20 protein-coding genes are annotated in these 22,870 nt (G+C 64.4%); 8 read left to right on the top strand and 12 right to left on the bottom strand.

Annotation, left to right across the window (positions count from 1 at the left end):
- Positions 1-11: 11 nt before the first annotated feature.
- Both EN861_RS26005 and EN861_RS26000 read right to left on the bottom strand, forming a co-directional pair.
- Entirely contained in the window at positions 12-1,565 is a 1,554-nt protein-coding gene (locus tag EN861_RS26005) for a trimethylamine methyltransferase family protein (protein WP_135866390.1), read from the bottom strand.
- Positions 1,566-1,578: 13 nt separating this feature from the next.
- On the bottom strand, positions 1,579-3,990 hold the full coding sequence (locus EN861_RS26000) for an FAD-dependent oxidoreductase (protein ID WP_135866388.1): 2,412 nt from the start codon (positions 3,988-3,990) through the stop codon (positions 1,579-1,581).
- A 279-nt stretch (positions 3,991-4,269) separates the two neighbouring features.
- Between EN861_RS26000 and EN861_RS25995 the strand changes: the two genes are divergently transcribed.
- Together EN861_RS25995 and EN861_RS25985 are read left to right on the top strand one after the other, a co-directional pair.
- On the top strand, positions 4,270-5,739 hold the full coding sequence (locus EN861_RS25995; RefSeq protein WP_127871671.1) for an esterase-like activity of phytase family protein: 1,470 nt from the start codon (positions 4,270-4,272) through the stop codon (positions 5,737-5,739).
- A 320-nt stretch (positions 5,740-6,059) separates the two neighbouring features.
- On the top strand, positions 6,060-7,520 hold the full coding sequence (locus tag EN861_RS25985; RefSeq protein ID WP_245512114.1) for an MATE family efflux transporter: 1,461 nt from the start codon (positions 6,060-6,062) through the stop codon (positions 7,518-7,520).
- 30 nt (positions 7,521-7,550) lie between these two features.
- Here EN861_RS25985 and EN861_RS25980 read toward each other — a convergent pair whose 3' ends face one another.
- Positions 7,551-8,756, bottom strand: a complete 1,206-nt coding sequence (locus tag EN861_RS25980) for an MFS transporter (RefSeq protein WP_135866383.1) — start codon at positions 8,754-8,756, stop codon at positions 7,551-7,553.
- Positions 8,757-8,967: 211 nt separating this feature from the next.
- Positions 8,968-9,375: an SH3 domain-containing protein gene (locus EN861_RS25975; protein WP_127871674.1), complete on the bottom strand. Its 408-nt coding sequence runs from the start codon at positions 9,373-9,375 to the stop codon at positions 8,968-8,970.
- Positions 9,376-9,615: 240 nt separating this feature from the next.
- Here EN861_RS25975 and EN861_RS25970 point away from each other — a divergent pair, with 240 nt between their 5' ends.
- Entirely contained in the window at positions 9,616-10,191 is a 576-nt protein-coding gene (locus EN861_RS25970) for a TMEM175 family protein (RefSeq protein WP_127871675.1), read from the top strand.
- Positions 10,192-10,248: 57 nt separating this feature from the next.
- Here the strand turns inward: EN861_RS25970 and EN861_RS25965 are convergent, their stop codons facing one another.
- Positions 10,249-10,530: a hypothetical protein gene (locus tag EN861_RS25965; RefSeq protein ID WP_023792142.1), complete on the bottom strand. Its 282-nt coding sequence runs from the start codon at positions 10,528-10,530 to the stop codon at positions 10,249-10,251.
- A 137-nt stretch (positions 10,531-10,667) separates the two neighbouring features.
- On the opposite strand from EN861_RS25965, the gene EN861_RS25960 reads away from it, so the two are divergent.
- Entirely contained in the window at positions 10,668-11,534 is an 867-nt protein-coding gene (locus EN861_RS25960) for an SDR family NAD(P)-dependent oxidoreductase (RefSeq protein ID WP_127871677.1), read from the top strand.
- A gap of 3 nt (positions 11,535-11,537) precedes the next feature.
- Here EN861_RS25960 and EN861_RS25955 read toward each other — a convergent pair whose 3' ends face one another.
- The 3 genes from EN861_RS25955 to EN861_RS25945 form a co-directional block, all read right to left on the bottom strand.
- The gene (locus tag EN861_RS25955) at positions 11,538-11,963 is read right to left on the bottom strand and encodes a low affinity iron permease family protein (RefSeq protein WP_127871678.1); all 426 of its coding nucleotides are present in this window, start codon (positions 11,961-11,963) and stop codon (positions 11,538-11,540) included.
- Positions 11,964-12,345: 382 nt separating this feature from the next.
- On the bottom strand, positions 12,346-12,987 hold the full coding sequence (locus EN861_RS25950; protein WP_127280862.1) for a DapH/DapD/GlmU-related protein: 642 nt from the start codon (positions 12,985-12,987) through the stop codon (positions 12,346-12,348).
- An 85-nt stretch (positions 12,988-13,072) separates the two neighbouring features.
- Positions 13,073-13,591, bottom strand: a complete 519-nt coding sequence (locus EN861_RS25945) for a CreA family protein (protein WP_127280861.1) — start codon at positions 13,589-13,591, stop codon at positions 13,073-13,075.
- A 194-nt stretch (positions 13,592-13,785) separates the two neighbouring features.
- Between EN861_RS25945 and EN861_RS25940 the strand changes: the two genes are divergently transcribed.
- The 3 genes from EN861_RS25940 (at position 13,786) to EN861_RS25930 (ending at position 17,378) form a co-directional block, all read left to right on the top strand.
- Positions 13,786-14,364: an SCO family protein gene (locus tag EN861_RS25940; protein ID WP_135866380.1), complete on the top strand. Its 579-nt coding sequence runs from the start codon at positions 13,786-13,788 to the stop codon at positions 14,362-14,364.
- Between the two features lie 65 nt (positions 14,365-14,429).
- On the top strand, positions 14,430-15,302 hold the full coding sequence (locus tag EN861_RS25935; RefSeq protein WP_127281158.1) for a 50S ribosomal protein L11 methyltransferase: 873 nt from the start codon (positions 14,430-14,432) through the stop codon (positions 15,300-15,302).
- Between the two features lie 231 nt (positions 15,303-15,533).
- Entirely contained in the window at positions 15,534-17,378 is a 1,845-nt protein-coding gene (locus EN861_RS25930) for an aminopeptidase P family protein (RefSeq protein ID WP_135866378.1), read from the top strand.
- A gap of 351 nt (positions 17,379-17,729) precedes the next feature.
- On the opposite strand, the gene EN861_RS25925 is transcribed toward EN861_RS25930, so the two are convergent.
- Both EN861_RS25925 and EN861_RS25920 read right to left on the bottom strand, forming a co-directional pair.
- Positions 17,730-18,026 carry an AzlD family protein gene (locus tag EN861_RS25925; RefSeq protein WP_127279896.1) on the bottom strand — a complete coding sequence of 99 codons (297 nt, stop codon included), beginning with the start codon at positions 18,024-18,026 and terminating at the stop codon, positions 17,730-17,732.
- Positions 18,023-18,751 (bottom strand): AzlC family ABC transporter permease, encoded by a 729-nt coding sequence (locus tag EN861_RS25920; RefSeq protein WP_127279895.1) that lies wholly within the window; start codon positions 18,749-18,751, stop codon positions 18,023-18,025. Before EN861_RS25920 ends, EN861_RS25925 begins: the two co-directional genes overlap by 4 nt.
- A gap of 221 nt (positions 18,752-18,972) precedes the next feature.
- On the opposite strand from EN861_RS25920, the gene EN861_RS25915 reads away from it, so the two are divergent.
- The gene (locus EN861_RS25915; RefSeq protein WP_127279894.1) at positions 18,973-19,731 is read left to right on the top strand and encodes an SDR family oxidoreductase; all 759 of its coding nucleotides are present in this window, start codon (positions 18,973-18,975) and stop codon (positions 19,729-19,731) included.
- A 123-nt stretch (positions 19,732-19,854) separates the two neighbouring features.
- On the opposite strand, the gene EN861_RS25910 is transcribed toward EN861_RS25915, so the two are convergent.
- Positions 19,855-20,550 carry a TIGR02453 family protein gene (locus tag EN861_RS25910; RefSeq protein ID WP_127871684.1) on the bottom strand — a complete coding sequence of 232 codons (696 nt, stop codon included), beginning with the start codon at positions 20,548-20,550 and terminating at the stop codon, positions 19,855-19,857.
- On the bottom strand, positions 20,547-22,751 hold the full coding sequence (ligA, locus tag EN861_RS25905) for an NAD-dependent DNA ligase LigA (RefSeq protein WP_127871685.1): 2,205 nt from the start codon (positions 22,749-22,751) through the stop codon (positions 20,547-20,549). The genes EN861_RS25910 and ligA overlap by 4 nt, the downstream gene beginning before the upstream one ends.
- Positions 22,752-22,870: the final 119 nt, after the last annotated feature.

The raw sequence follows: 22,870 nt of genomic DNA, 5'->3' as shown, positions 1-22,870 counted from the left end.
TTTGCCGGCCTTCAGGAAACCGGTGCCGCTCCACCCTCTTCGGTGCGCCGGGCGATGAATGCGTCGAGCACACCTGAAGTGGCGGCGGCCGAAGCGGGCGGCTCGAAATCGGCCAGGATGCGTTTCCAGATGCCGGTGGCGCGTTCGGTGGCGGTCTTCGAGCCGCTTTGCGTCCAGTTGCCGAAATTCGACCAGTCGGCCACCAGCGGTTCGTAGAAGGCGGTGCGGTAGCGCGCCATCGTATGGCCGGCCGAGAAAAAGTGGCCGCCCGGCTGCACTTCGGCGATCGCCTCGAAGCCTATCGCGTCGTCGTCGCCGGGCGTCGCGGCACAGAGTTCCGCCACCGTCTGCAGCGCCTCGATATCGGTCACCAGCTTTTCCAGCGAAACGCTCAAGCCTCCTTCCAGCCAGCCGGCCGCATGGATGCAGACGGTGGCGCCCGACAGCACCGAGCCCCATAGCGCGAACTGCGTCTCGTGCGCCGCCTGCGCGTCCGAGATGTTGGCCGCGCTGCCGCCACCGGAGCGCCATGGCAGACCGGTGAAGCGTGCCAGCTGGCCCGCACCCAGTGTGGCTTTGACGTGCTCCGGCGTGCCGAACGCCGGTGCGCCCGATTTCATGTCGACATTGGAGGAGAAGGAACCGTAGACCACCGGCGCGCCCGGCCGCACGATCTGCGCCAGCGTCAGCCCAGCCAGTGCTTCGGCATGCTGCAGGGTCAGGGCGCCGGCCACCGTGATCGGCGCCATCGCCCCGGCCAGGCAGAACGGCGTGATGATCAGCACCTGCCCCGCCTTGGCGAAATCGATGATGCCTTGCGCCATGGGAATGTCGAGCTGGCGCGGCGAGTTTGTGTTGATGACGGTGTAGCAATGCGCGCCGGAGCGGAACTCGTCTTCGGACAGCCCGCGGGCCAGCCTGATCATCTCGAAACTGTCATCGACCTGCGGCGTGCCGCGCGCGAACACGAATGGGAACTTGTCCGACAAGGTCAGTTGCGCCCGGTTGACGGCATAGTGGCGAAAACGATTGTCGATGTCCTGCGGCTCGATGCACGGCCCCAGCATGTGCAAGACATCGAAATGCTGCACCAGCTTGATGAGTTCTTCGAAGGCGACCAGCGTTCCGGGCCGCCGGCCGCGGTCGAGATCGGTGACGTTGGGCGCGCCGGAGCCCGCCAGGAATGTCATGGAACCCAGTTCGAGCGACAAATCGCGAGCACGCGCGCCTGCATTGGCGTGGATCGATCGCGGCGCCGAGGCCAAGGCTGCCATCACCATGTCGCGGCCGATGCGCACCATGTCGGTGTCCAGATCGACCAGCGCGCCGGCGCGGGCGAGCACTTCGCGAGCCTGCGGCAGCAGCACCTTGATGCCGAGCTCTTCCAGCACCCGCAGCGCCGTGTCGTGGATCGACGCCACCTGGTCGTCGGAAAAGATCGGCTGCAGCAGGAACGGGTTCTTCAGCGACCGGTAATTGGGCTTGCGGCTGGATTCGCTGCCCGCCTCGCCGGTGCGTCCGCGCCGGCGTTCGCGCCTGCTGTCTCGTGCCGCCTCATCGATCATCGGAAGTTCCTCCTCATTGCCGCATCGCCTTGCCCTGGGGATCATAGGGCGAGGCAGAGATGACGCGCGCAGGCCGTTCGACGCCGACAATGTGTACCGAAAGCGCCGTCCCCTCCCCGGCGAAATCGTCGTCCACCAACGCCAGCGCGACGCTCTTGCCGATCGTGTAGCCGAATCCGCCCGAGGTGACGAAGCCGACGCGCCGGCCGCCATGCCAGACCGGCTCGAAGCCGCTGGCATCGGCATCGACGGCGTCGATCTCCAGCGTCACGATCCGCTGCGCGGCGCCGGCGTCTCGTTCCTTCAGCGCCGCGTCGCGGCCGACGAAATCGCCCTTGTCGAAGGCGATGAAACGATCGAGCCCGGTCTGGCCGGGCGTGTAGCCCTGCGTGAATTCGCGCGACCAGATGCCGAAGCTCTTCTCCAGCCTGAGCGCATTGAGCGCGTAATAGCCGATCTCGGCCAGGCCGAGGTCCTCGCCGGCGGCAAGCAGCGTTTCGCGCAATGTGGCGTGCATGGTCATGGGGCAGCTGATCTCGAAGCCGAGTTCGCCGGCGATGGAGAGACGGGCAACCCGCGTGTGCACCATGCCGACATCGAACGCGCCGCAGGCCATGAACGGCAGCGCCTTGCCCGACACGTCCTGATGCGTCGTTCGTTCCAGGATCTTGCGCGCATTCGGTCCGGTCAGCAGGAAGCCGCTCATGGCATCCGAAATGTCGGTGACCGTGACGCCCTCTCGCGCCTGTCTCTCGAACCAGCGCAGGTGGAACTCCCGGAGATAATAGGAGCCCGTCAGCCAATAGTCGCCGCCGCCCCAGTTGATGACGGTCAGATCGCCCTTCAACCGCCCGTCCGGCCCGAGCATGGGCGCCAGCCGCGCCTGGCCGGCTTTCGGCAGCCGGCAGGCGAGCAGCCGGTCGAGCCACGCCTCGGCGCCCGGCCCTGAAATCGCGTAGCGCGAATAGGCCGAGATATCGATGAGGCCGGCGGCACGGCGCACCTGCAGCGCTTCGTCGCCGACGATGTCGAAGGCGTTGGAGCGCTTGAGCGTCGTGTTCTCGCAAAAACCCATCGGCGCGAAATAGGCCGGGATTTCCAGCCCCCAGGAGGCCGTCCATTCGCAGCCGGCAGCAGCCATGCCGTCATAGGCGCCCGGGCGCTTCAAAGGCCGGCCCGCCGGCAATCGCTCATTGGGAAAGGTCATGACGAAGCGGCGTGAATAGAACTGGCGTGTCGTCTGCCTGAGATATTCGCGGTTGGCGGCGAAGGCGCCGTAGCGGGCGATGTCCATGCCGAAGATGTCGGCCTGCGGCTCGCCGTAAATCATCCACTCGGCCAGCGACTTGCCGACGCCGCCGCCCTGGCTGAAGCCGGCCATGACGCCGCAGGCGACCCAGTAATTTTTCAAGCCGCGCACCGGACCGACGATCGGATTGCCGTCGGGGGTGAAGGTGAAGGCGCCGTTGACCCATTTGCGGATGCCGGCCGTCGCCAGGCAGGGAAAGCGTTCATGCGTCTTGGCGAGTTCCGGGCTGATGCGGTCGATGTCTTCCGGGATCAGCTCGATGCCATAGTCCCACGGCGCGCCGTCCATGTTCCAGTGCTTCGGGTTCTGCTCGTAAACACCGAGCAGCACGCCCTTGCGCTCCTGGCGCAGGTAGGAGAAGCCGTCGAGATCGACGGCGAGGCCGATTTCGCTGTCCAGCGCCGCGATCTCGGGAATGTCCTCGGTGACGAAATAATGGTGCTCCATCGGTGTCACCGGCAGGTCGACGCCAGCCATGCGGCCGAGCTGCTTGGCCCATAACCCGCCGACGTTGACGACATGCTCGGCAACGATGGTGCCCTGCTCGGTGACGACATCCCACTGGCCGTCGGCGCGCGCCTTCAGCTCGACCACGCGGTTGCGCAGGATGACATCGGCGCCACGCTTCTTGGCGGCGCCGGCATAGGCGTGCGTCGTGCCGTATGGATCGAGATGGCCTTCGTTGGAGTCATGAAGGCCGCCGAGCACGCCGGTGACGTCGACGATCGGGCAGATCGCCTTGATCTCGTCGGGCGTAACCAGCCGGGCCGTCTCGATGCCGACCGACTGGAACACCGCCCAGGCCGATTTCAGCCACTCCCAGCGCGCCGGATCACTGGCGATGTTGACGCCGCCGGTCATGTGCAGCCCGATATCCCAGCCGGATTCGGCCTCGATCTCGCGGTAGAGGTTGATGGTGTAGTCCTGCAGCGCAGCGACATTGGGATCGGCGTTGAGCGCATGGAAACCGGCCGCCGCGTGCCAGGTCGAGCCGGCGGTCAGTTCGGCGCGCTCGATCAGCGCCACATCGCTCCAGCCGAACCGCGTCAGGTGGTAGAGCACCGAGGCGCCCACCACGCCACCCCCAATGACAACTGCGCGGTAGTGCGACTTCAAGACTTCCTCCCGGTCTGTCAGAGCCAGCACTCTATATGCACTGTACATAAGTGTCTAGTACGTTGAATGCGGCAGATGGGCCATCAGCAATCTCATGCCGTCCAGCGTTTCATCGGCACTTGGAGACCGCTGCTGGTCGGCATGGCGCGCTGTCACGCAAGCATCATGTTGACGCCTTAGATCGCTTTCGGGGAGGCGCGCGCGGCATCATCGATGCGGCACCTCTTTCCGTTTGTCCTTCGGCCGCTCCGGCATGCTTCGTCACAAAGAGGATTGTCCATGAAACATCTGTCCCGAACCGCCTCGCTCGGCGTCGCCCTGGCCTTTTTCACCGCTCTCACCCCGGCGCTTGCCGACGGCGTGGCCTACATCAACAAGGGCCTGGTCGGCGTCGGTCGCATCCCGGCCGACCAGCGCGGCAAGTTCGGCGAGACCTTCGGCTCGGGCTCCGGCATGGCGATCGACACATCCGGCTGGACACATGATGCGGGCACCTACAAGGGATCGCTCTGGCTCCTGCCCGACCGTGGCTACAATGTCGCCGGCACCACCGACTACCGGCCGCGCCTCAACACCATCGGCATCGAGTTCACGCCTCTCGCGCCGGGCGCTGCTCCCGCCGCCGGCCAGGAGCAGACGGGCGTCAAGGCGACGCTTGCCGAAACCATGCTTCTCACCGACGACAAGGGCGCCGATGCCACCGGCCTCGATCCGCTGTCGGATGTGCGCCCGGCCGCCGGCGACATGCCGATGCTGCCCGTCGCCACCAACGGCAAGCTCGCCCTCGACACTGAGGCTATCGTGCGGCTGCCCGACGGTTCGATGTTCATCTCCGACGAGTACGGCCCCAACATCTACAGGTTCTCCGCGCAAGGCCGCCTGATGTCGGCGACCCAGCCGCCGGCGGCCCTCGTGCCGATGCGCAAGGGCGCGCCGAACTTCTCCTCCGACAATCCCGGCCCTGGCGCCGCCGATCCTGATCCGAAGGATCCCGAAACCGGGCGCCAGAACAACCAGGGCCTCGAAGGCATGGCGATGACGCCGGACGGCAAGTTCCTGATCGCCGTGCTGCAGTCGGCTCCGAGGCAGGATGGCGGCGATTCGCCCTCGACACGGCAGAATACCCGGGCGCTGGTCTATGATGCCTCCGACCTCGCCCATCTGAAGCTCGCGCATGAATATGTCGTGCCGCTGCCGGTGTTCAAGGATGCCAAGGGCAAGACCAAGGTCGCCGCGCAAAGCGAGATCGTGGCGCTTTCGGACACGTCCTTCCTGATGCTGGCGCGCGACAGCGGCAACGGCCAGGGCCTGAAGAAGGGTGACGCGTCACTCTACCGCCAGATCAACATCGTCGACCTGTCCGGCGCGACCGACATCGCCGGCGGGCCTTTCGATGCCGCCGACAAGCCGGTCGCGCCCAAGGGCGTGCTCGACCCGTCGGTGACGCCGGCCAAGCTAACACCGTTCATCGACATCAACGACGCCGCTGAGCTTGGCCGCTTCGGCCTGCACAATGGTGGGGCGAAGGACCACAATGAGCTCTCGGAAAAGTGGGAAGCGATGTCGGTCGCCAGCGTCCTCGATCCGAAGCTGCCCGACGACTATTTCCTGTTCGTCGGCAACGACAATGACTTCCTCGCCCAGGACGGCTTCCAGGTCGGCGCCCCCTACAAGGCCGATGACGGCGCCGATGTCGACACCATGTTCCTGGTCTATCGGGTGACGCTGCCGGGTCTCGGCAAGAAGTAACGATCACCGCACAAGCGGGCGCGCCTGGCGCGTCCGCCTGAGCAGGTCGTGAAGGCAGTTACTTCAAGAACGCGGCGTCCTTCGGCACGCCCGCATCGATCGGCTTGGCCGTCCTGCTCGACACGGCCATGATCTTGCCGGCGGCCGACAGGTTGGGCCGCACGAAGACCTGGGCGGGCTCCGTTGACCCGGCTGTCGAGGTCGATGATGTCCCATCATGGCGCGAGCGCCTTGGACCGTCCGCCTACATCGACCTGTCAGGTTGAATCTGCGATCATCGCGCACCGGACTAGAGATAGGCCTTAGTTATGGACGAAAAAATGCCCGCGCGTCGGCGCACCGGCGACCTGACCAGCGGCCCGATCCCGCGCACGCTGCTGCTGTTCGCCCTGCCGGTGCTCGGCTCCAATGTGCTGCAATCGCTGAACGGCTCGGTCAATGCCGTCTGGGTGGGCCGATTCCTCGGCGAATCGGCGCTGACCGCGACCTCCAACGCCAACCTCGTTCTGTTCCTGATCCTCGGCACGGTGTTCGGCATCGGCATGGCGGCCACCATCCTGGTGGCGCAGTCGGTCGGCGCTCGCGACCTGCCCGAGGCGCGCCGCATCGTCGGCACCAGCGCCACTTTCTTTTTCCTCGTTTCGGTGGTGTTCGCGGTCTTCGGCTGGATCTGGGTCGATGCCATCCTGGGCGCGCTTGGCACGCCGGCCGACGCCTTGCCGCTGGCGCGCTCCTACCTGCGCATCATCTTCGTCGCCGTGCCGATGATGAACCTTCTGTCCTTCGTCATGACCGTGCTGCGCGGTGCCGGAGATTCCCGCACGCCCTTCATCTTCATGGCGCTGGCGGTGGTGCTCGACATCGTGCTCAATCCCCTGCTCATCCGCGGCATCGGCCCGTTTCCCGAACTCGGCATCGCGGGTTCCGCCACCTCGACGCTGATCGGCCAGACCGTGAGCGTCATCGCCATCCTCGTCGTGCTCTATGCGCGCAAGCATCCGTTGCGGCTGGCCGGCGCCAATCTCGCTCTGCTGCGCCCGGATCCGGCATTGCTGCGCATCGTCGTCTTCAAGGGCGTGCCGATGGGCTTGCAGATGATCGTCATCTCGGCGGCGGCGCTGACGGTGATGGGCATCGTCAACTCCTATGGTTCGCAGGTCGCCGCCGCCTACGGCATCGCCGCGCAGCTCTGGACCTACATCCAGATGCCGGCACTCGCCATCGGCGCCGCGGTCTCTTCCATGGCGGCGCAGAATGTCGGCGCGGGCCGCTGGGACCGGATCGGCCGCGTTGCCGCCTCCGGTGTCGGCTTCAACCTCGTCCTGACCGGCGCCCTCGTCGCGCTGCTATGGGTCTTCGACCGCTCGATCCTGGGCCTGTTCCTGAGCAGTGACAGCGCCGCCATCGATATCGCCGCCCACATCAACACCGTCGCGTCCTGGTCGTTCATCCTGTTCGGCATCACCATCGTGCTGTTCGCCACGGTGCGCGCCACGGGGGCCGTGATGCCGCCGCTGATCATCCTGGTGATCTCGGTGCTCATCGTGCGCACCGGATTCGCCTATTACATGCGCGGCGTGATCGGCGAGGAAGCACTGTGGTGGAGTTTCCCGGCCGGTTCGATCGCCTCGCTGGTCCTGGCCGCGGCCTACTACCGCTTCGGCGGCTGGCGCAGCTTGCACATGATCGAGAACAGGCCGGCTGCCGGCGAACCGCCCGACACCGGCCTTGGCATGCCGCGCCAGCGCGCGAACATGACGCCTGAAACGCCGCACGGGTGAAGCACGGCTGCCGGCCAGTTGACGGCTGTCTCAGCGTTTTTGTCTGAGCCCGAAGGCAAGCGCCACCAGCGCGAAGACGATGATCATGACCGCGAAGGCCAGGCTCGCCGCGACAGGGCTGGCATAGGTCGACACGACGCCGATGCCGATGACAGGCAGGGCGTTGCCGACAAAGCAGCAGACGAAGAAGCTGGACACCACTTCGGCACGGCGATCCTGCGGCGCGATCTCGTTCACCACCTGCAGGCCACCTCGGTAGCCAAGTGCGGCCACGACACCGCAGCAGGCCGTCGCCACGATCATCAGTGCCATCGAGGCCAGCATCTGCGCCGCCACCACCAGCAGCACGCTTGGGATCATCAAGGCCAGGGCGGCCAGCATGGCCTTGCTGCTCTGCACACGCATCAGCGCCACGATGCTGGCCGCCGCGACGATCGCCAGTTCAAAGAACAGAGCGCCGGCAACGGCATAGTTTGCCTCGTGCAGCTGCTGCGCCAGGATGCTCGGCGCCAACGCGGCATAGAAGCCGACCAACGCCATCGCGCCGAAACCGGTCACCGCCGGCGCGACGAAGCGCGTGCGTATCTTCTCAGGCACGGAGAGGTGCGGCCGCATCGAAATCCGCCCCAGGCCACCCGGCTTCGCCACGGTCTCACGAGTGCGCCAGACCAGGACCGCCACCACCGCGAGTGCCATGAGATAGACGATGAAGACCAGGCGCAGCGGCCAGGGCTCGTATTGAGCCAACAGTCCCGATATCAGCGACCCGAAACCGAGACCGAGGAAGTTGGTGCTGGTGGTGATGATGCTGGCACGTGATTTGTCGGCGGCCGGCAGAAGCTCGGCAATCCAGGCGGTCCCGGTCCCCGCGCCGATGCCGATACCAAGCCCGCTCAGGATGCGTGCCACGTCGAGCGACACGACATTTCCGGCGAACAGGAAGATAAGCGCGCTGACAATGGCCACGATCATCGCCGCCAGCGCTGCTGGCCGGCGTCCGACCACGTCCGACACGCCACCGAACACCAGCAAGGCGCCGAGATTGCCGACGACATAGACCGCGTAAATCAGCGTCAGAGTGATCTGCGAAAAGCCGAATTGCTGCTTGTAGATGATATAGAGAGGCGTCAGCACCGTGCTGCCGGCAAACAGCACCGCGATCATCGCCGCGACAGCCGGGATCGCGAGGACGCCGCTGGCCTCGTTCTGGGTCTGCGCCAAATCGCGAAAGGCCATGGCCAACCTCGTCACCAGTTTCAGGGATCGCGACGTTAACGCGCCCTTACGACAGGCGTTCCGGTGAACGGCCACGCTCCTGACACCACGGTGGGCCTTGCCCCACCAGGCCCATTGCCAAAAACGCTGATCGGGGCCAGCGGCCCCGATCAGTCACGGCATCCCTTCGTGCCGTATTGGATGCAAGCGGTCTATTTGCAGGAAACCGGGCCTACTTGCAGGGAAAGCCGGGCGCGATCTTGCATTTGCCGGGACGCGGCTTGTGCGGCGGGCGGTGGTGCGGAGGACGGTGATGAGGCCGATGGTGCCAGTGCGGCGGCCGATGCGGCGGGCGCACGATGATGACCGGCGGATGCACGACATGGGTCCGCGAGAGATAGCCGGAACTGGCCCAGCCGCTGACACCGCCGCCATGGATCCTGCACCAGCCAGGCTGGCAGCCGGTCACGTCGACCCTGAAGCCGGCCGGCAGCGTCCCGACCTTGGCGTATCCCGCGCCAGGCCCGGTGCGCACGTTGAGGCTGGTCGTGGTATGGGCGCCGTAGGCGAAGGCGGCGGCGGACGTCCCCAAGACGGCGGCCAGAATGGTCGCTATCGCAAGCAGAAATCGAAGTTTCATCAGTCCCTCCATTCGGTCGCCGGCCGTTCGACTGCTTCGGCCGGGACTGCATCGCAAGGGGAGAGGCAGCGCCAAGAAAAGTCAACAAGTGGCCAACGCCAACCACCACGATCACCGGTCCGGGCGTATGGTTTCCCCTGATATAGTTGAGGATTTTTTCGTGCGCCGTTTATCGGCGCGCCAACATCCGCTAACGATTTACTATCTTTCGGCAATTCGTCGCGGACCGAGGCAGTGATCATGGGCAAAGGCAGGGTCGAGGCATTCACCGACGGTGTGGTGGCGATCATCATCACCATCATGGTGCTGGACCTGAAGGTACCGGAGGGCGAGGATTTTTCGGCCCTGCTGCCGCAGTGGCCGATCTTCCTGTGCTACGTGCTCTCCTTCATCAATGTCGGCATCTACTGGAACAATCTGCACAACATGTTCCACACCGTGCAGCGTGTCGACGGCCACGTGCTGTGGGCGAACCTGCATCTGCTGTTCTGGTTATCCCTAATGCCGGTGACGACCGCCTTCATGGGCGAGAACCATTTCGCCACGGTGCCGGTCGCGGTCTACGGTTTCGACCTTGTAATGTGTGCGACCGCCTACAGCATGCTGGTGATTGCACTGCATCGGCTGCATGGGCCGGATACCGGATTCGCCAAGGCCATCGGTCGCGACCGCAAGGGAAGGATTTCGCTTGCCGTCTACGTAGCGGCCGTTGGGCTGGCCTTCCTCGACCGGTGGATCGGCGTGGCGCTCTATGTTGCCGTCGCCCTGGTTTGGCTGGTGCCGGACACCCGCTTTGCACGGGTATTGGAAAAATAGCTTCTTTGTCCGGCGCAATTCCTGAGGGAAAACCACCTCACACTTTCCTGGACTTGCTTAACCGCGCATCGCTTTCAGCTTCTCCGCCACGGAAGCGGCAAGGTCGGCGTAGCGCTCTTCCAGCCGCTCCGCCGCCTTGATGATCGAGAAATCATGGCCGAACTTCTCCAGCGCCATGCGCAGTTTCTCGACGAACTCGGCTTGCTTTTCCAGTGCGGAGAACAAGGTTTTCACCTGAGCTTCGCTGATATCAGGGTTGGCCAGCATCTGTGGCACCTCGCGTCCCATCTGGTCGCCGGTGGCGGTCTGCTCCTTCAGAATTGCAACCCAATCCGTCAATCGGAAATCTCCCTTTTGGCGTCACAGCATGCGCAGCCACGACCGGACTGGTCAACCCGACGAGCCCCCACAAAGGCTTGCACAAGCCCGTTCCGGCGCTAAGTTCGGCGCCATTCGAAAAAAGGAAACCACCGCCGATGATCCCCGACGCCGAGATCCAGACTGCCCTGCCAGCGCTTGGCCGAGGCAATACCGCCGTCATCACCGGCGCCGCCAGCGGCATTGGCCTCGCGGCGGCCAAACGGCTGGCGTTGATGGGCATGAAGATCGTGCTCGCCGACATCGCTGGTCCGCGCCTCGACGATGCCTCGCGGGCCGTTGCCGCCATCGCCGGCGACGACGCCGTGCTTGCGGTTGCATCGGACGTTTCGAAGGCCGATGAGGTCGATCGCCTCGCCGACCGGGCATTCGGCGCCTTTGGCGAGGTCTCGCTGCTGATGAACAATGCCGGCGTCGGCGACAATCCTGGAAAGCCCTGGGAAAACCGCGATGGCTGGAAGCGGCTGCTCGACATCAATTTCTGGGGCGTCGTGCATGGCGTCGAAGCCTTCGCGCCGCGCATGCTGGCGGCGGCCAAGCCGGGCCTGATCGTCAACACCGGCTCCAAGCAAGGCATCACCACGCCGCCCGGCAACCTCGCCTACAATGTTTCCAAGGCTGGCGTGAAGACCTTTACCGAAGGCCTGGCGCACGCGCTAAGGAACGAGCCCGGCGGCCGCCTGTCGGCGCATCTGCTCATCCCCGGCTTCACCTATACCGGCCTCACCGAAGGCGCGACGGAAAAGCCCGCTGGCGCCTGGACGGGTGAACAGGTCGTCGATTTCATGCTGGAATCGCTGGTCAGGCGCGACTTCTACATCCTGTGCCCGGACAATGAGGCGGCGCGGCCGCTGGACGAAAAGCGCATGGCCTGGGCAATCGGCGACATTATCGAAAACCGTCCTGCCCTGTCGCGCTGGCATCCCGACCACAAGGACGCATTCGCGGCGTTCATGAAAGGCTGAGCTTCAAGCCGCGCTCTTTTTCGCGCCTCGCTTCTGGGCAACCGCCTTCTTTGCCGCCGTGGTTGCGATCTTCTCGTCGTGCCGCTTAGCGGCTCGCTCGCATTTGGCGCGGATCTCCTCGACCTCGGATTCGGTCAGGTGTTCGATGCCGATAAAGTTGTTGTGGCCCTCGCTGACCCGGATCAATTCGTCGAGCTTGGCCTGGATCGCCGCGCCGTCACGGTTCTGGGTGTTCTGGATGAGGAACACCATCAGGAATGTAATGATGGTCGTGCCGGTGTTGATCACCAGTTGCCAGGTGTCCGAGAAACCAAAGACCGGCCCGCTAACCGCCCAGACGATGACGACCAGGCAGCAGCCGGCAAAGGTCAGCGGCAGGCCGGTTATATGGGCGACCCAGTTGGCGGCCTTGGTGAAAAGCTTTTCCATGTATCGAGCGCCCTCAATGTTTGCGGCATTGAGAAACAAGCGGCGGACCTTTGGGTTCCCATCGAGAACCGAATGTAACCGGCGCAATTGAATGCACGCTCAGCGCGCATTCGGCGCAAAACACACCTTATCGGTTCAATGTCATGGTAACCGTGCAGGCAAAGAGCCTGTTCCTCCGCTTCACAGCGGTTTACCTCCAGCCCCTTCCGCCGCGCCACCCCCGCATGGCGGAAGGGGCTTCATTCCGGAAAGCGCGAAGAATAGTTCCCCGAAGAGCCAACTCGCACCCAGACAGCCGGCCGCTTCACTTACCCGCAAGGCATTGGCCTGTTGATACTCTGCACGGTCGCGACGGCCAGGCCCTGCCGTTCTCTGCCGGAACTCAAACGGCGTCGTTTTCCCAGCGGTCGAGGAAGGCCTCGATCGGCATCGCCTGCATGTCGGGAACCGCCCTGGCGAGTTTTTCGACCGGCCAGTCCCACCAGGCGAGAGCATCGATGCGCGCCGCTATTTCGGGGGCAAAGCGCGGCTTGATCGGCTTCGCCGGCACGCCGGCGACGATGGTGTAGGACGGCACGTCCCGCGTCACCACCGCATTGGCGCCGATGACCGCGCCATTGCCGATGGCGATGCCAGGCAAGATGACCGCGCCGTGGCCGATCCAGACATCATGGCCGATGGTCACGGCCTTCGAGCGCCGCCGCTCGCGGAATGCCGCATCGACGCCCAGCCAGCGAAAATATTCGTTCGGCCGATAGCTGACCTTGTGCTGGGTCAACCGCTCGATCGGATGTTCCAGCGCATTAATGCGGCTGTTGGCGGCGATCGAGCAGAATTTGCCGATCGTCGTATAGATCGCCTCGGCATGGCGTTCGAAATAGGAGAAGTCGCCGACGATGACCTCGCGCAGCACGACGCGTTCGCCGATCGCGGCGTAGCGGCCGAGCTTGCAGCCCTTCATCTCCGCGGTCGGGTGGATGCGCGGCTCAGGGTCTTTCGCGACGAGATCTTCGGAACGGTCCATGCCGGCGGCTTTACGCCGTGATGATTGGTCCCGCAAGCCGGGGCCGATCATCGGTCAGAACAGGACCAGGAAGACGTTCGCCCGCCTATTTCGGTTTGCCCTTGCTCCACACCACGTTCTGGCCGTAGAGCGGCACGGTCGTGACCGACATTTTGGCCGAGCCGTTCTGCACCTGGCGTGAATGCGACAGATAGATCAGCGTTTCGTTGGCCTTGTCGTAGATGCGGTTTACCACCTGCTTCTTCCAGATCAGGCTGATACCTTGCTTGAACACCTCCTCGCCGCCTTCGCTCGTATCAATATCGCCGATCGTGATCGGACCTGTCTGACGGCAGGAGATCGAGGAATCGCTGGGATCCTCGAACCAATTGCCCTTGTGCAGGCGGTCGATGACGCTGCGATCGAAATAGGAAACGTGGCAGGTGACACCCTCCACTTTCGGATCCTTGATCGCCTCGACGATGATGTCGTTGCCGATCCAGTCAACGCCGACCTTGCCGACTTCCTCGGCAACGGCGCTGCCGGCGCCAAGCACGACGCATGCGGCCAAGGCGCGGCCGATCAGTTTTCGCCCGGCCAGTTCGAGCCCAATCAGTTCGAGCAAAGAAGCCTCCTCGGTTCGAGTTGCCGGTCTCAGGTGGTGCAGACTGTGCGGCTTTGCAAGCAGATGGGTCAACACCACAACGGTTGCGGCAACGCGGCACTTTGCCTGCGCGGGGCCGAACCGCTAAGACTGTGGCCGAACAAGGCGCGCATGGTTTGGCCGGCGCCCCATGACGTTACAGACGGACATTTCTGATGATGCGTTCTATCCTGGTCGGCATTCTCGTTCTGATGGCCGCCGGCATCGGCTGGCTGACCTTCGACTGGTATCGCGGCCACTATGGCGGCGAACCGTTCGGCGCGCCCTTCACCCTGGTCGACCAGAAAGGCGCCCCGATCACCGAGGCTGCTTTCCGCGGACAGCCCAGCGTCGTCTTCTTCGGCTTTACCCATTGCCCCGAAGTCTGCCCGACGACGCTGTTCGAGCTCTCCGGCTGGCTGAAGACGCTCGGCGACGACGGCACGAGCCTGCACGCCTATTTCGTCTCGGTCGACCCGGAGCGCGACACGCCGCAGGTGATGAACGCCTATGTCAGCAATTTCTCCGACCGCATCACCGGCATCACCGGCGACCCGGACAAGGTCCACGCCATGGCCAAGTCGTTCGGCATCTACTGGAAAAAGGTCGACACCGGCGATGGCGATTACACGATGGACCACACCGCCTCTGTGCTGCTGCTCAACGCCAAGGGCGACTTCGCCGGCACGATCGCCTATGGCGAGAGTGCCGACACTGCCGTTGCCAAGCTGAAGCGCCTCGCCGCGAAGGGCTAGAGCTTGATCCCGAAAAGTGGAACCGGTTTTCGGACAAGATCAGGCCTGGAGGAACATAAATTCACATGACCCAGACGCGGCTCCATTTCACCACCGGAAAGATCGAGGCAGACCGCATCTTCGCGGCGCTCGAAACGGCCTTCGAGGATGAAGGCCTGCCGATCGCCGTGCTGGAGGTCGACGAAGACGCCGACATCCACGAGGTCTCGCTCTACGCCGATGGCGACGTCGACGCGGTCGAGGCGCGGCTGAAGGACATTCTCGCCGGCCTCGCTCTGTCGAGATCGATCGAGCGCGAGGCGCTGCCCGACATCGACTGGGTGGCACGGTCGCTGGAAGGCCTGAAGCCGGTGCGCGCCGGCCGTTTCTTCGTCCACGGCGCGCATGACAGCAGGAAGCGCCACAGTGGCGAACTCGCCATCGAGATCGAGGCGGGCCTTGCCTTCGGCACCGGCCATCACGGCACCACCGCCGGATGCCTCGAAATGCTGGAGAAGGTCGTGCGGCGCGAGCACCCGCGCAACGCGCTCGACCTTGGCACCGGCAGCGCGGTGCTGGCGATCGCCGTCGCCAAGCTGGCGCATATTCCGGTGCTGGCCACCGACATCGATCCGGTGGCGGTCAGGGTCGCCGCCGCCAATGCGCGGCTGAACCACGTCAAGGGCCTGATCGAGACAGTGACCGCGCCGGGCTTTCACCACCCGATCTTTGCCAGGCGCGCGCCCTTCGATCTCATCGTCGCCAACATATTGGCGCGGCCGCTGATGCGGCTGGCGCCGCAAATGGCCGGCCATATCGCGCTTGGCGGCTCGATCGTGCTGTCGGGCATCCTCGACCGTCAGCGTGACGCGGTGATCTCGGCCTATGTCGGCCAGAACTTCCGCCATATCAGTACCTTGCACCGCGAGGGCTGGGTGACGATCCACCTCAAGCATTGAGGCCGGCAAGCCGGTTGCCGATCCTCGTAGGTTAATTCCTAGAACTTGATGCGTGTTGGCAAGGCGGCATCACCGAGAGAATGCCGGCGCCGTCCCCTTTCACGCCATGGCTGGACCAGTCTCATTTGGTTGTCACCCGGCAGTCGCTGTAGCAGTTTGCGCCAGCTGGAAATCGATTCCGCTTTTCCAGGCCCATAGGTTACGGTCGCGCGGATACCAAGGAGGCCCACCATGTTCCAGACCTTCGATTCCGCGGGCGACCCGGCGGTCGGCAAGCCGCGCGTGGCGCTGCTGCGCCAATGGCTCAGCGACAATGGCCTCGATGGCTTCATCGTTCCGCGCGCCGACGAGCACCAGGGCGAATACGTGGCCGATCGATCCGCACGGCTGAAATGGCTGACCGGCTTCAGCGGCTCGGCCGGTGTCGCCATCGTGCTGCGCGACCGTGCCTTTGTCTTTGTCGACGGGCGCTACACGCTGCAGGTGCGGGGCGAAGTCGACCTCGGCATCTTCTCGATCGAAAGCCTCGTCGACAACCCGCCTGCCGTCTGGCTCAGGGATCACCTGGGCAAAGGGGCGCGGCTGGGCTTCGATCCCTGGCTGCACACGATCGGCGAGGTCAAGGCGCTGCAGGCCTCCGCCGACAAGATCGGCGCGGTGCTCGTGCCGCTCGACAGGAACCCGATCGACATCATCTGGAAGGATCAGCCCGGCGCACCCGTGACCCCGGTCGAGCTGCACCCGATCGGCTTTGCCGGCGAGCTCGCCAAGGACAAGCTGGCGCGGCTGGCGACGGCGATCGGCAAGGAAGGCGCTACCCATGCGGTGCTGACCGACCCCTCCTCCATCGCCTGGGCCTTCAACATCCGTGGCGGCGACGTGCCGCACACGCCGCTGGCGCTCGGCTTCGCCATCCTCGCCGCCGACGGGGCGCACCAGCTGTTCATAGACAGCCGCAAGTTCTCGCGCCAGGTCGCCGCCTACCTCACCCAGCTTGCCGATCCGCATGAGCCCGGCGAATTCGAGGCCGCGATCGCAGCACTTGCCAAGAGCGGCGCGAAAATCGCGCTCGATCCGGTGCTGGCGGCCGACCGGCTGCGCATGCTGGTCGAGGACAATGGCGGCACGGTGATTGCCGCGCCCGACCCCGCCCGCATCCCTCGCGCCACCAAAAACCAGGCCGAGATCAACGGCTCGCGCGCCGCGCATCGCCGCGACGGCGCGGCGGTGGCCAAGCTGTTGTGCTGGCTCGACCGGCAGAAGCCCGGCTCGCTCGACGAGATCGCGGTCGTCACCAGGCTCGAAGAGACGCGCCGGCAAACCGGCGAGGAAACCCAGATGCCGCTGCGCGATGTCTCCTTCGACACTATTTCCGGCGCCGGCCCGAACGGCGCCATCATGCATTACCGCGTCTCGCGCGCCACCAGCCGCAAGCTTGAGGCCGGAGAGCTGTTCCTGCTCGATTCCGGCGCGCAATACCAGGACGGCACCACGGACATCACCCGCACCGTGCCGATCGGCCAGCCGACCGAAGAGATGCGCGAACGCTTCACGCTGGTGCTGAAAGGCATGATCGGCATTTCCACGCTGCGCTTCCCCGCCGGCACGCGCGGCTCCGAGATCGACGCCGTCGCCCGCATGGCGTTGTGGAAGCATGGCTGCGACTTCGCCCATGGCACCGGCCATGGCGTCGGCTCCTATCTTGCCGTGCATGAGGGTCCGCAGCGCATCGCCCGCACCGGCACCGAAAAGCTGCTCGAAGGCATGATGCTGTCCAACGAGCCCGGCTATTACAAGGAAGGCGCCTACGGCATCCGCATCGAGAACCTCATCCTGGTGACGCCGGCCGAACAGATCGAGGGCGGCGACATCGCCATGCACGCTTTCGAGACGCTGACGCTGGCGCCGATCGACGTCAGGCTGGTGCGATCGGACTTGCTGACCCGTGACGAACTGCACTGGCTCGACGCCTACCACGCCCGCGTCGCGGCCGAGATCGGGCCGATGCTCGACGGCGAAACACTGGCCTGGCTGGAAAAGGCGACGGCACCACTGCCGCACGACGCGAAGATTTGAGCATCTTTCTCCCCGTTGCGCTAGGCGATGCACACATCTTTTGTGACTGCGGTGACGGATCTGTGCGAGGCTTGATTGCCAGGTGGTTCCCCCAATCCGTCGCTGCTTCGCAGCGCCACCTTTCCCCCCTCCGGAGGGAAAGGAAGGGAGCTTTGCTGGACGAGCGTTGACGGCATAAAACCTGGCGCCTTTCCTCTACCCCGTCGATCGGGGGAGAGGTGGCTCGGCGAAGCCGAGACGGAGTGGGGGTCGACCGACGCAACCTAGTCTGAGACCAATGCATGGGCCAAGCCGCCATGCACGCTGCGAAGGACGGCAGGTCAAATGGGGCAAACGATCACGCTGGCGAGATCATCCCACGAACTGCCGCGCCAGAATCAACACCGCAGCACCCGTCAAAAACATCGCCATCAACCCGCCACGCAACGAAACCGCCGCCGTGACAACCAACGCTGCCCACTCCGCCGGTCCGGCATTCAGCAGTTCCGGCGCCACCAGCGTCGTCAGCACTGCCGCCGGCACCGCGTTGAGGCCGGCTTCTACGCGCGGATGGATGTGGTCGAAGCGGGAGATGACCAGATGCCCGCCGATGCGCGTGAGATAGGTGGCGATCGCGCCGGCGATGATGATCCAGAATGTCGTGCTCATGGCCTTGTCTCCACGCCGCTATGGTGCGGCGGCAGGATGACAGCCAGCAGCACGCCGGCGATGGCGCCGATGGAGACGTGCCAGGGCGAACCCACCGTCTTGTAGGCAATGATGGACGCGCAGGCACTGGCGACGACCACCGGCAGCCACAGCGGCCGCTTGCGGAAGCCCATCACAAGGCCGAGGAAATAGATCGGCAGCAGGAAATCGATGCCCAGCGCATGCGTATCTGGAATGAGCTTGCCGAACAGCGCACCGAGCGCGCTTTCGACGATCCAGAACAGATAGACCGGCAGGCCAAGCCCCAGATACCAGGCGAAGCCCACAGTCTGGCCGGATTGCGCGCGTGCCTCGGCGACCGCGAATTGCGGATCGGTGAGGATGAAATAGCCGAGTGCTTGGCTGATGACAGGCCAGTGCGCGATGCGCCGGCCGATGCCGGCGGAATAGAGCACGTGACGGAAATTCACGGCGAAGATCGAGAGCACGACCAACCATGGCGCGACATGCTGGCCGAACAACTGGATGCCGACCATCTGGCTGGCGCCGCCATAGACCAGCGCGCTCATCAGGAAGGCTTCAAGGACCGAAAACCCATTGTCGACGGCGAGCGCACCGAACAGCACCGCGAACGGCGCCGACGCCACCACAACCGGCATGGAGAGCCTAACCCCTTGCCAGAAATCGCTTTTCGCGCCGCTCTCTGAAATCACGTCCGTCGCCATCGGCCACTCCATGAGGAGTGGCGGTATGTAGGGGGCATGCCCAGCCTTGTCACACGAATTCGCTTGAGCCAAACGATCAGCGGAAATCATCGGCAAGCCTTTCACGCCGGAATTTGGCCCGCGCTCCGTCATATCGACGCGAGATCACAATGGCTCTGCAGTTCCGCGTAAAGGCACGCTATTGTCCGGTGATTGCAGATTGGCGAAAAAAGGGGTTGCGGATGATCGTTTATAATTTCACCGGCAGGCATGCGGTCGTCACCGGGGCTGGCGGCGGCATGGGCGAGGCGATTACCCTGGCGCTGCTCGATGCCGGCGCTTCCGTCACCGCCATCGACATCAAGCCACGCCCGGCATCGCTCGCCGCCTATGACGACAGGCTCATTTTCGCGCAGGGCGATCTCACCGATGCCGCCTTTGTCGAACAGACCATCAATGCTGCGGGCCGTGAGCGCGGCGGCATCGACTATCTTGCCAATGTCGCAGGGGTGCTCTGGTTCGGCCGCGACAAGTCGGCCCTGGAGATGGACCTCGACGTCTGGGATCAGGTCTTCAACATCAACCTGAAATCCTTCGTGCACACGGCGCGGGCGGTCGTGCCACATATGCGCGCGGGCGGCCGCGGCGGCGCCATGGTGCATTTCTCGACCATCCAGTGGTATCGCGGCGATCCGACCCCGCAGGATGCCTACCAGGCCTCGAAGGCCGGCGTCTGCGCGCTCTCCAAGTCGCTCGCCATGCAACTGGCCGGCGATCGCATCCGGTCGAACGCCATCTGCCCGGGCATGGCGCTGACGCCATTGCAGGCGCGCTGGGACACCGAGGAGAAGCGCGCCGCCGTCGCCAGCTACACGCCGCTCGGCCGCATCGGCACGCCGCAAGACATGGCCAACGCAGCACTTTTCCTGCTCTCCGACGCGGCAAGTTACGTCACTGGAATTGAACTGGCCGTCGACGGCGGTCTTTTGATGCGGATGTAGCGCCGCAATCAAAGCGCTGGGCTACAGTATGTCGCGGCGAATAGGATTCGCCGACCTCCTGTAAGCTTCTGATTTTATGCATGTCGTTGTCCCGGAACCGAGGACATTTCCGGGCGACATGCATTAGCTTCCCGGCGCCGTGCCCTCGATCGCCCTGCCCCAGTCGAGCAGTGGCTTGGCGCGCATGGTGAAATCGACGAGTTCCTCGACCAGTCCCGGCCCGTGGATACCAGCCGGATCGATTGCGTGGCGAACGGCGAAGTGCCGGTTGCGGATGGCGGCGACAAGATCTTTGTCGGCGACGTGTTCGAAGCCGCGCGGCGTGCGTTTCATGCCGCCTTCGGCATCGAGTTCGAGGCCATTTTTCCCCAGCGCCGCCACCACGGCGCGAAACGTATCGGGATGGCTTGAGATGGCCTTGCGCATGGCCGTCAGCAGTTCCGGCGCCGGCTGCCACCAGGCGACGCCGGCAAAGCAGCGCTCGAGCCCGATATGGACGAAGAACACACCCTGCTCCATCTTGGTGCCGTCCGGCGACAGGATAGCTGACAGATGCCGGTTATAGGGTCGTTTGTCCTTGGCGAAGCGCACGTCGCGGTTGATGCGGAACAGCGACTTCTTGCGATCGCCACGCAGGCCGAGGCCAGCCTGCGCAAAACGCAGAGTAAGCGTCTCGACGAGATCCCCCAGTGGGTCGCGCAATTCCTTTTCGAACAGGTCGCGGTTTTCCAGGAACCACTCGCGACTCTGGTGGAAATCCAATGCCTTCAGGAACGGAATGGCCTTTGGGCCGAACCCTTTGAATGCCCCGTCCGTCACGATTTGCCGACCCGCTGCAGCCAGGTGTCCTCATCGATGACTTCGACGCCGAGTTCGCTGGCAAGCTTGAGCTTGGAACCGGCGCCAGGACCGGCCACCAGCAAATCGGTCTTGGCCGAAACCGAGCCGGCCACCTTGGCGCCGAGACGCTCGGCCATCGCCTTGGCTTCCGAGCGGGTCATCTTTTCCAGCGAACCGGTAAAGACGATCGTCTTGCCGGCGACTTCGCTGTCGGCCGAGACGGTGACGATATATGGCTTCGGCTTGACCTGCTGCAGCAGCTTCTCGAGCACGTCGTCATTGCGCTCGTTGCCGAAGAAATCGCGAAGCGCATCGATCACCGTATCGCCAATGCCGTTGATCGATGGGAAGACCGCATGCGGATTCTCCGCCGCCGCAGTCTCCTTGCCGACTCGGATAAGCTCCTCGATGGTCGAGAAGGTTCGCGCAAGTACCGCGGCCGTGGTTTCGCCGATATGGCGGATGCCGAGCGCGAAAATGAAGCGGTCGAGCTCCGGCTCGCGGCGCGAATCGATTGCCGCAAACAGCTTGTCCAGGCCTTCATAGTTGCGGTCCTCGACGCTGCGCACATTCTTGCGCGTCTTGCCGGACGCCGCCTCGCGCTGCCTTGCCTGCTCCTCGCGCCGCTCGGCCAGCGCCTTGGTCACGGCGGGGCGGCGCTCCCTCAGCGTGAAGATGTCGGCGGCTGTCTTGATCAACCCGGCATTGAAGAACGTGTCGATATTCTCCGCGCCCAGGCCTTCAATATCCAGGGCGCCGCGCGACACGAAATGGCGCAGCCCTTCCACGGCCTGCGCCGGGCAGATCAGTTCGCCGGTGCAGCGGCGGCGCGAATCCTCCTTGCCGGTCTTCTCGTTGATCTCGCGCGTCGCCGGCGAGCCGCAGATCGGGCAGGTGTGCGGGAATTCGTATGGCACGGCATCGGGCGGACGCTTGTCGATGACGACACTGACGATCTGTGGAATGACATCCCCTGCCCGCTGGATCACGACGGTGTCGCCGATGCGCACGTCGATGCCGTCGCGGATCGGCTGGCCGGTGCTGTCTAGGCCCTTGATATAATCCTCATTGTGCAGCGTGACGTTTTCCACCACGACGCCGCCGACGGTCACCGGCGCAAGCCGCGCGACCGGCGCCAGCGTGCCGGTTCGGCCGACCTGGATGTCGATCTTCTGCACGGTCGTCATCGCCTGTTCGGCCGGGAATTTGTGCGCGACGGCCCAGCGCGGCTCACCGGTGACGAAACCCCAGCGGCGCTGCAGCTCCAGCTGGTCGACCTTGTAGACGACGCCGTCTATGTCATAGCCGAGCGACGAGCGCTGCTCCTCGATCCGGTGGTAGTGCGCGACCAGTTCCTCGACCGATTTGGCCCGCACCATCAGAGGGCTGATCTTGAAACCCCAATCGGCGAATTTCTGCACCGATTCGTACTGGGTCGGCGCCGGATCGGCCGTAGTATAGCCCCACGCATAGGCGAAAAATTTGAGGTTGCGGCTGGCGGTGACGGAGGGATCCTTCTGGCGCAGCGATCCGGCCGCCGTATTGCGCGGATTGACGTAATCCTGGCCGCCGACAGCCGCCGAGCGCGCCTTGAGCGCCTCGAATTCGGCATAGGTCATATAGACTTCGCCACGGATCTCGATGATTTCAGGCCAGCCTGATCCTTTGAGCTTCGCGGGAATGTCGGCGATGGTCCTCAAATTGGCGGTGATGTCCTCGCCGACCGCACCATCGCCGCGCGTCGCACCTTGCACGAAGACGCCCTTTTCGTAACGCAGCGAAGCCGACAGCCCGTCGATCTTCGGCTCGGCGGTGAAAGCGATGTCGAGGTCCTTGTCGCGGTCGAAGAAGCGCCGGCCACGGTCGATGAAATCGGTGACATCTTCGTCGGTATAGGCCTTGGCGAGGCTGAGCATCGGCACGGCGTGGCGAACCTTGGTGAAGCCTTCCGCCGGTGCGGCACCAACCCTGAGCGAGGGCGAATCCTCACGCACCAACCCGGGAAAGCGCTCCTCGATGGCAAGATTGCGCCGTCGCAACGCGTCATACTCCGCGTCCGTGATCGTAGGCGCGTCCTCGGCATGGTAGCGCCGGTCGTGACCGGCGATCTCTTCGGCAAGGCGCTGGAGTTCGGCTTCAGCCTCGCTTTCGCTGAGCGAATCGACGGGTTTTTCGGCCATGCTTTTGTCCCTGAACGGTGGCGCGCCACAATAGAGCATGATCGTGAAAGGTGGGAACCGGTTTTCGGAAAAGATCATTCCTGAACAGCAGGATGGAGCCATATCCTGACTCGCCCCAT

Source organism: Mesorhizobium sp. M8A.F.Ca.ET.218.01.1.1, from assembly GCF_004791165.1.
Classification (GTDB): Bacteria; Pseudomonadota; Alphaproteobacteria; order Rhizobiales; family Rhizobiaceae; genus Mesorhizobium.
This window is presented reverse-complemented; position numbering and strand designations above follow the sequence as displayed.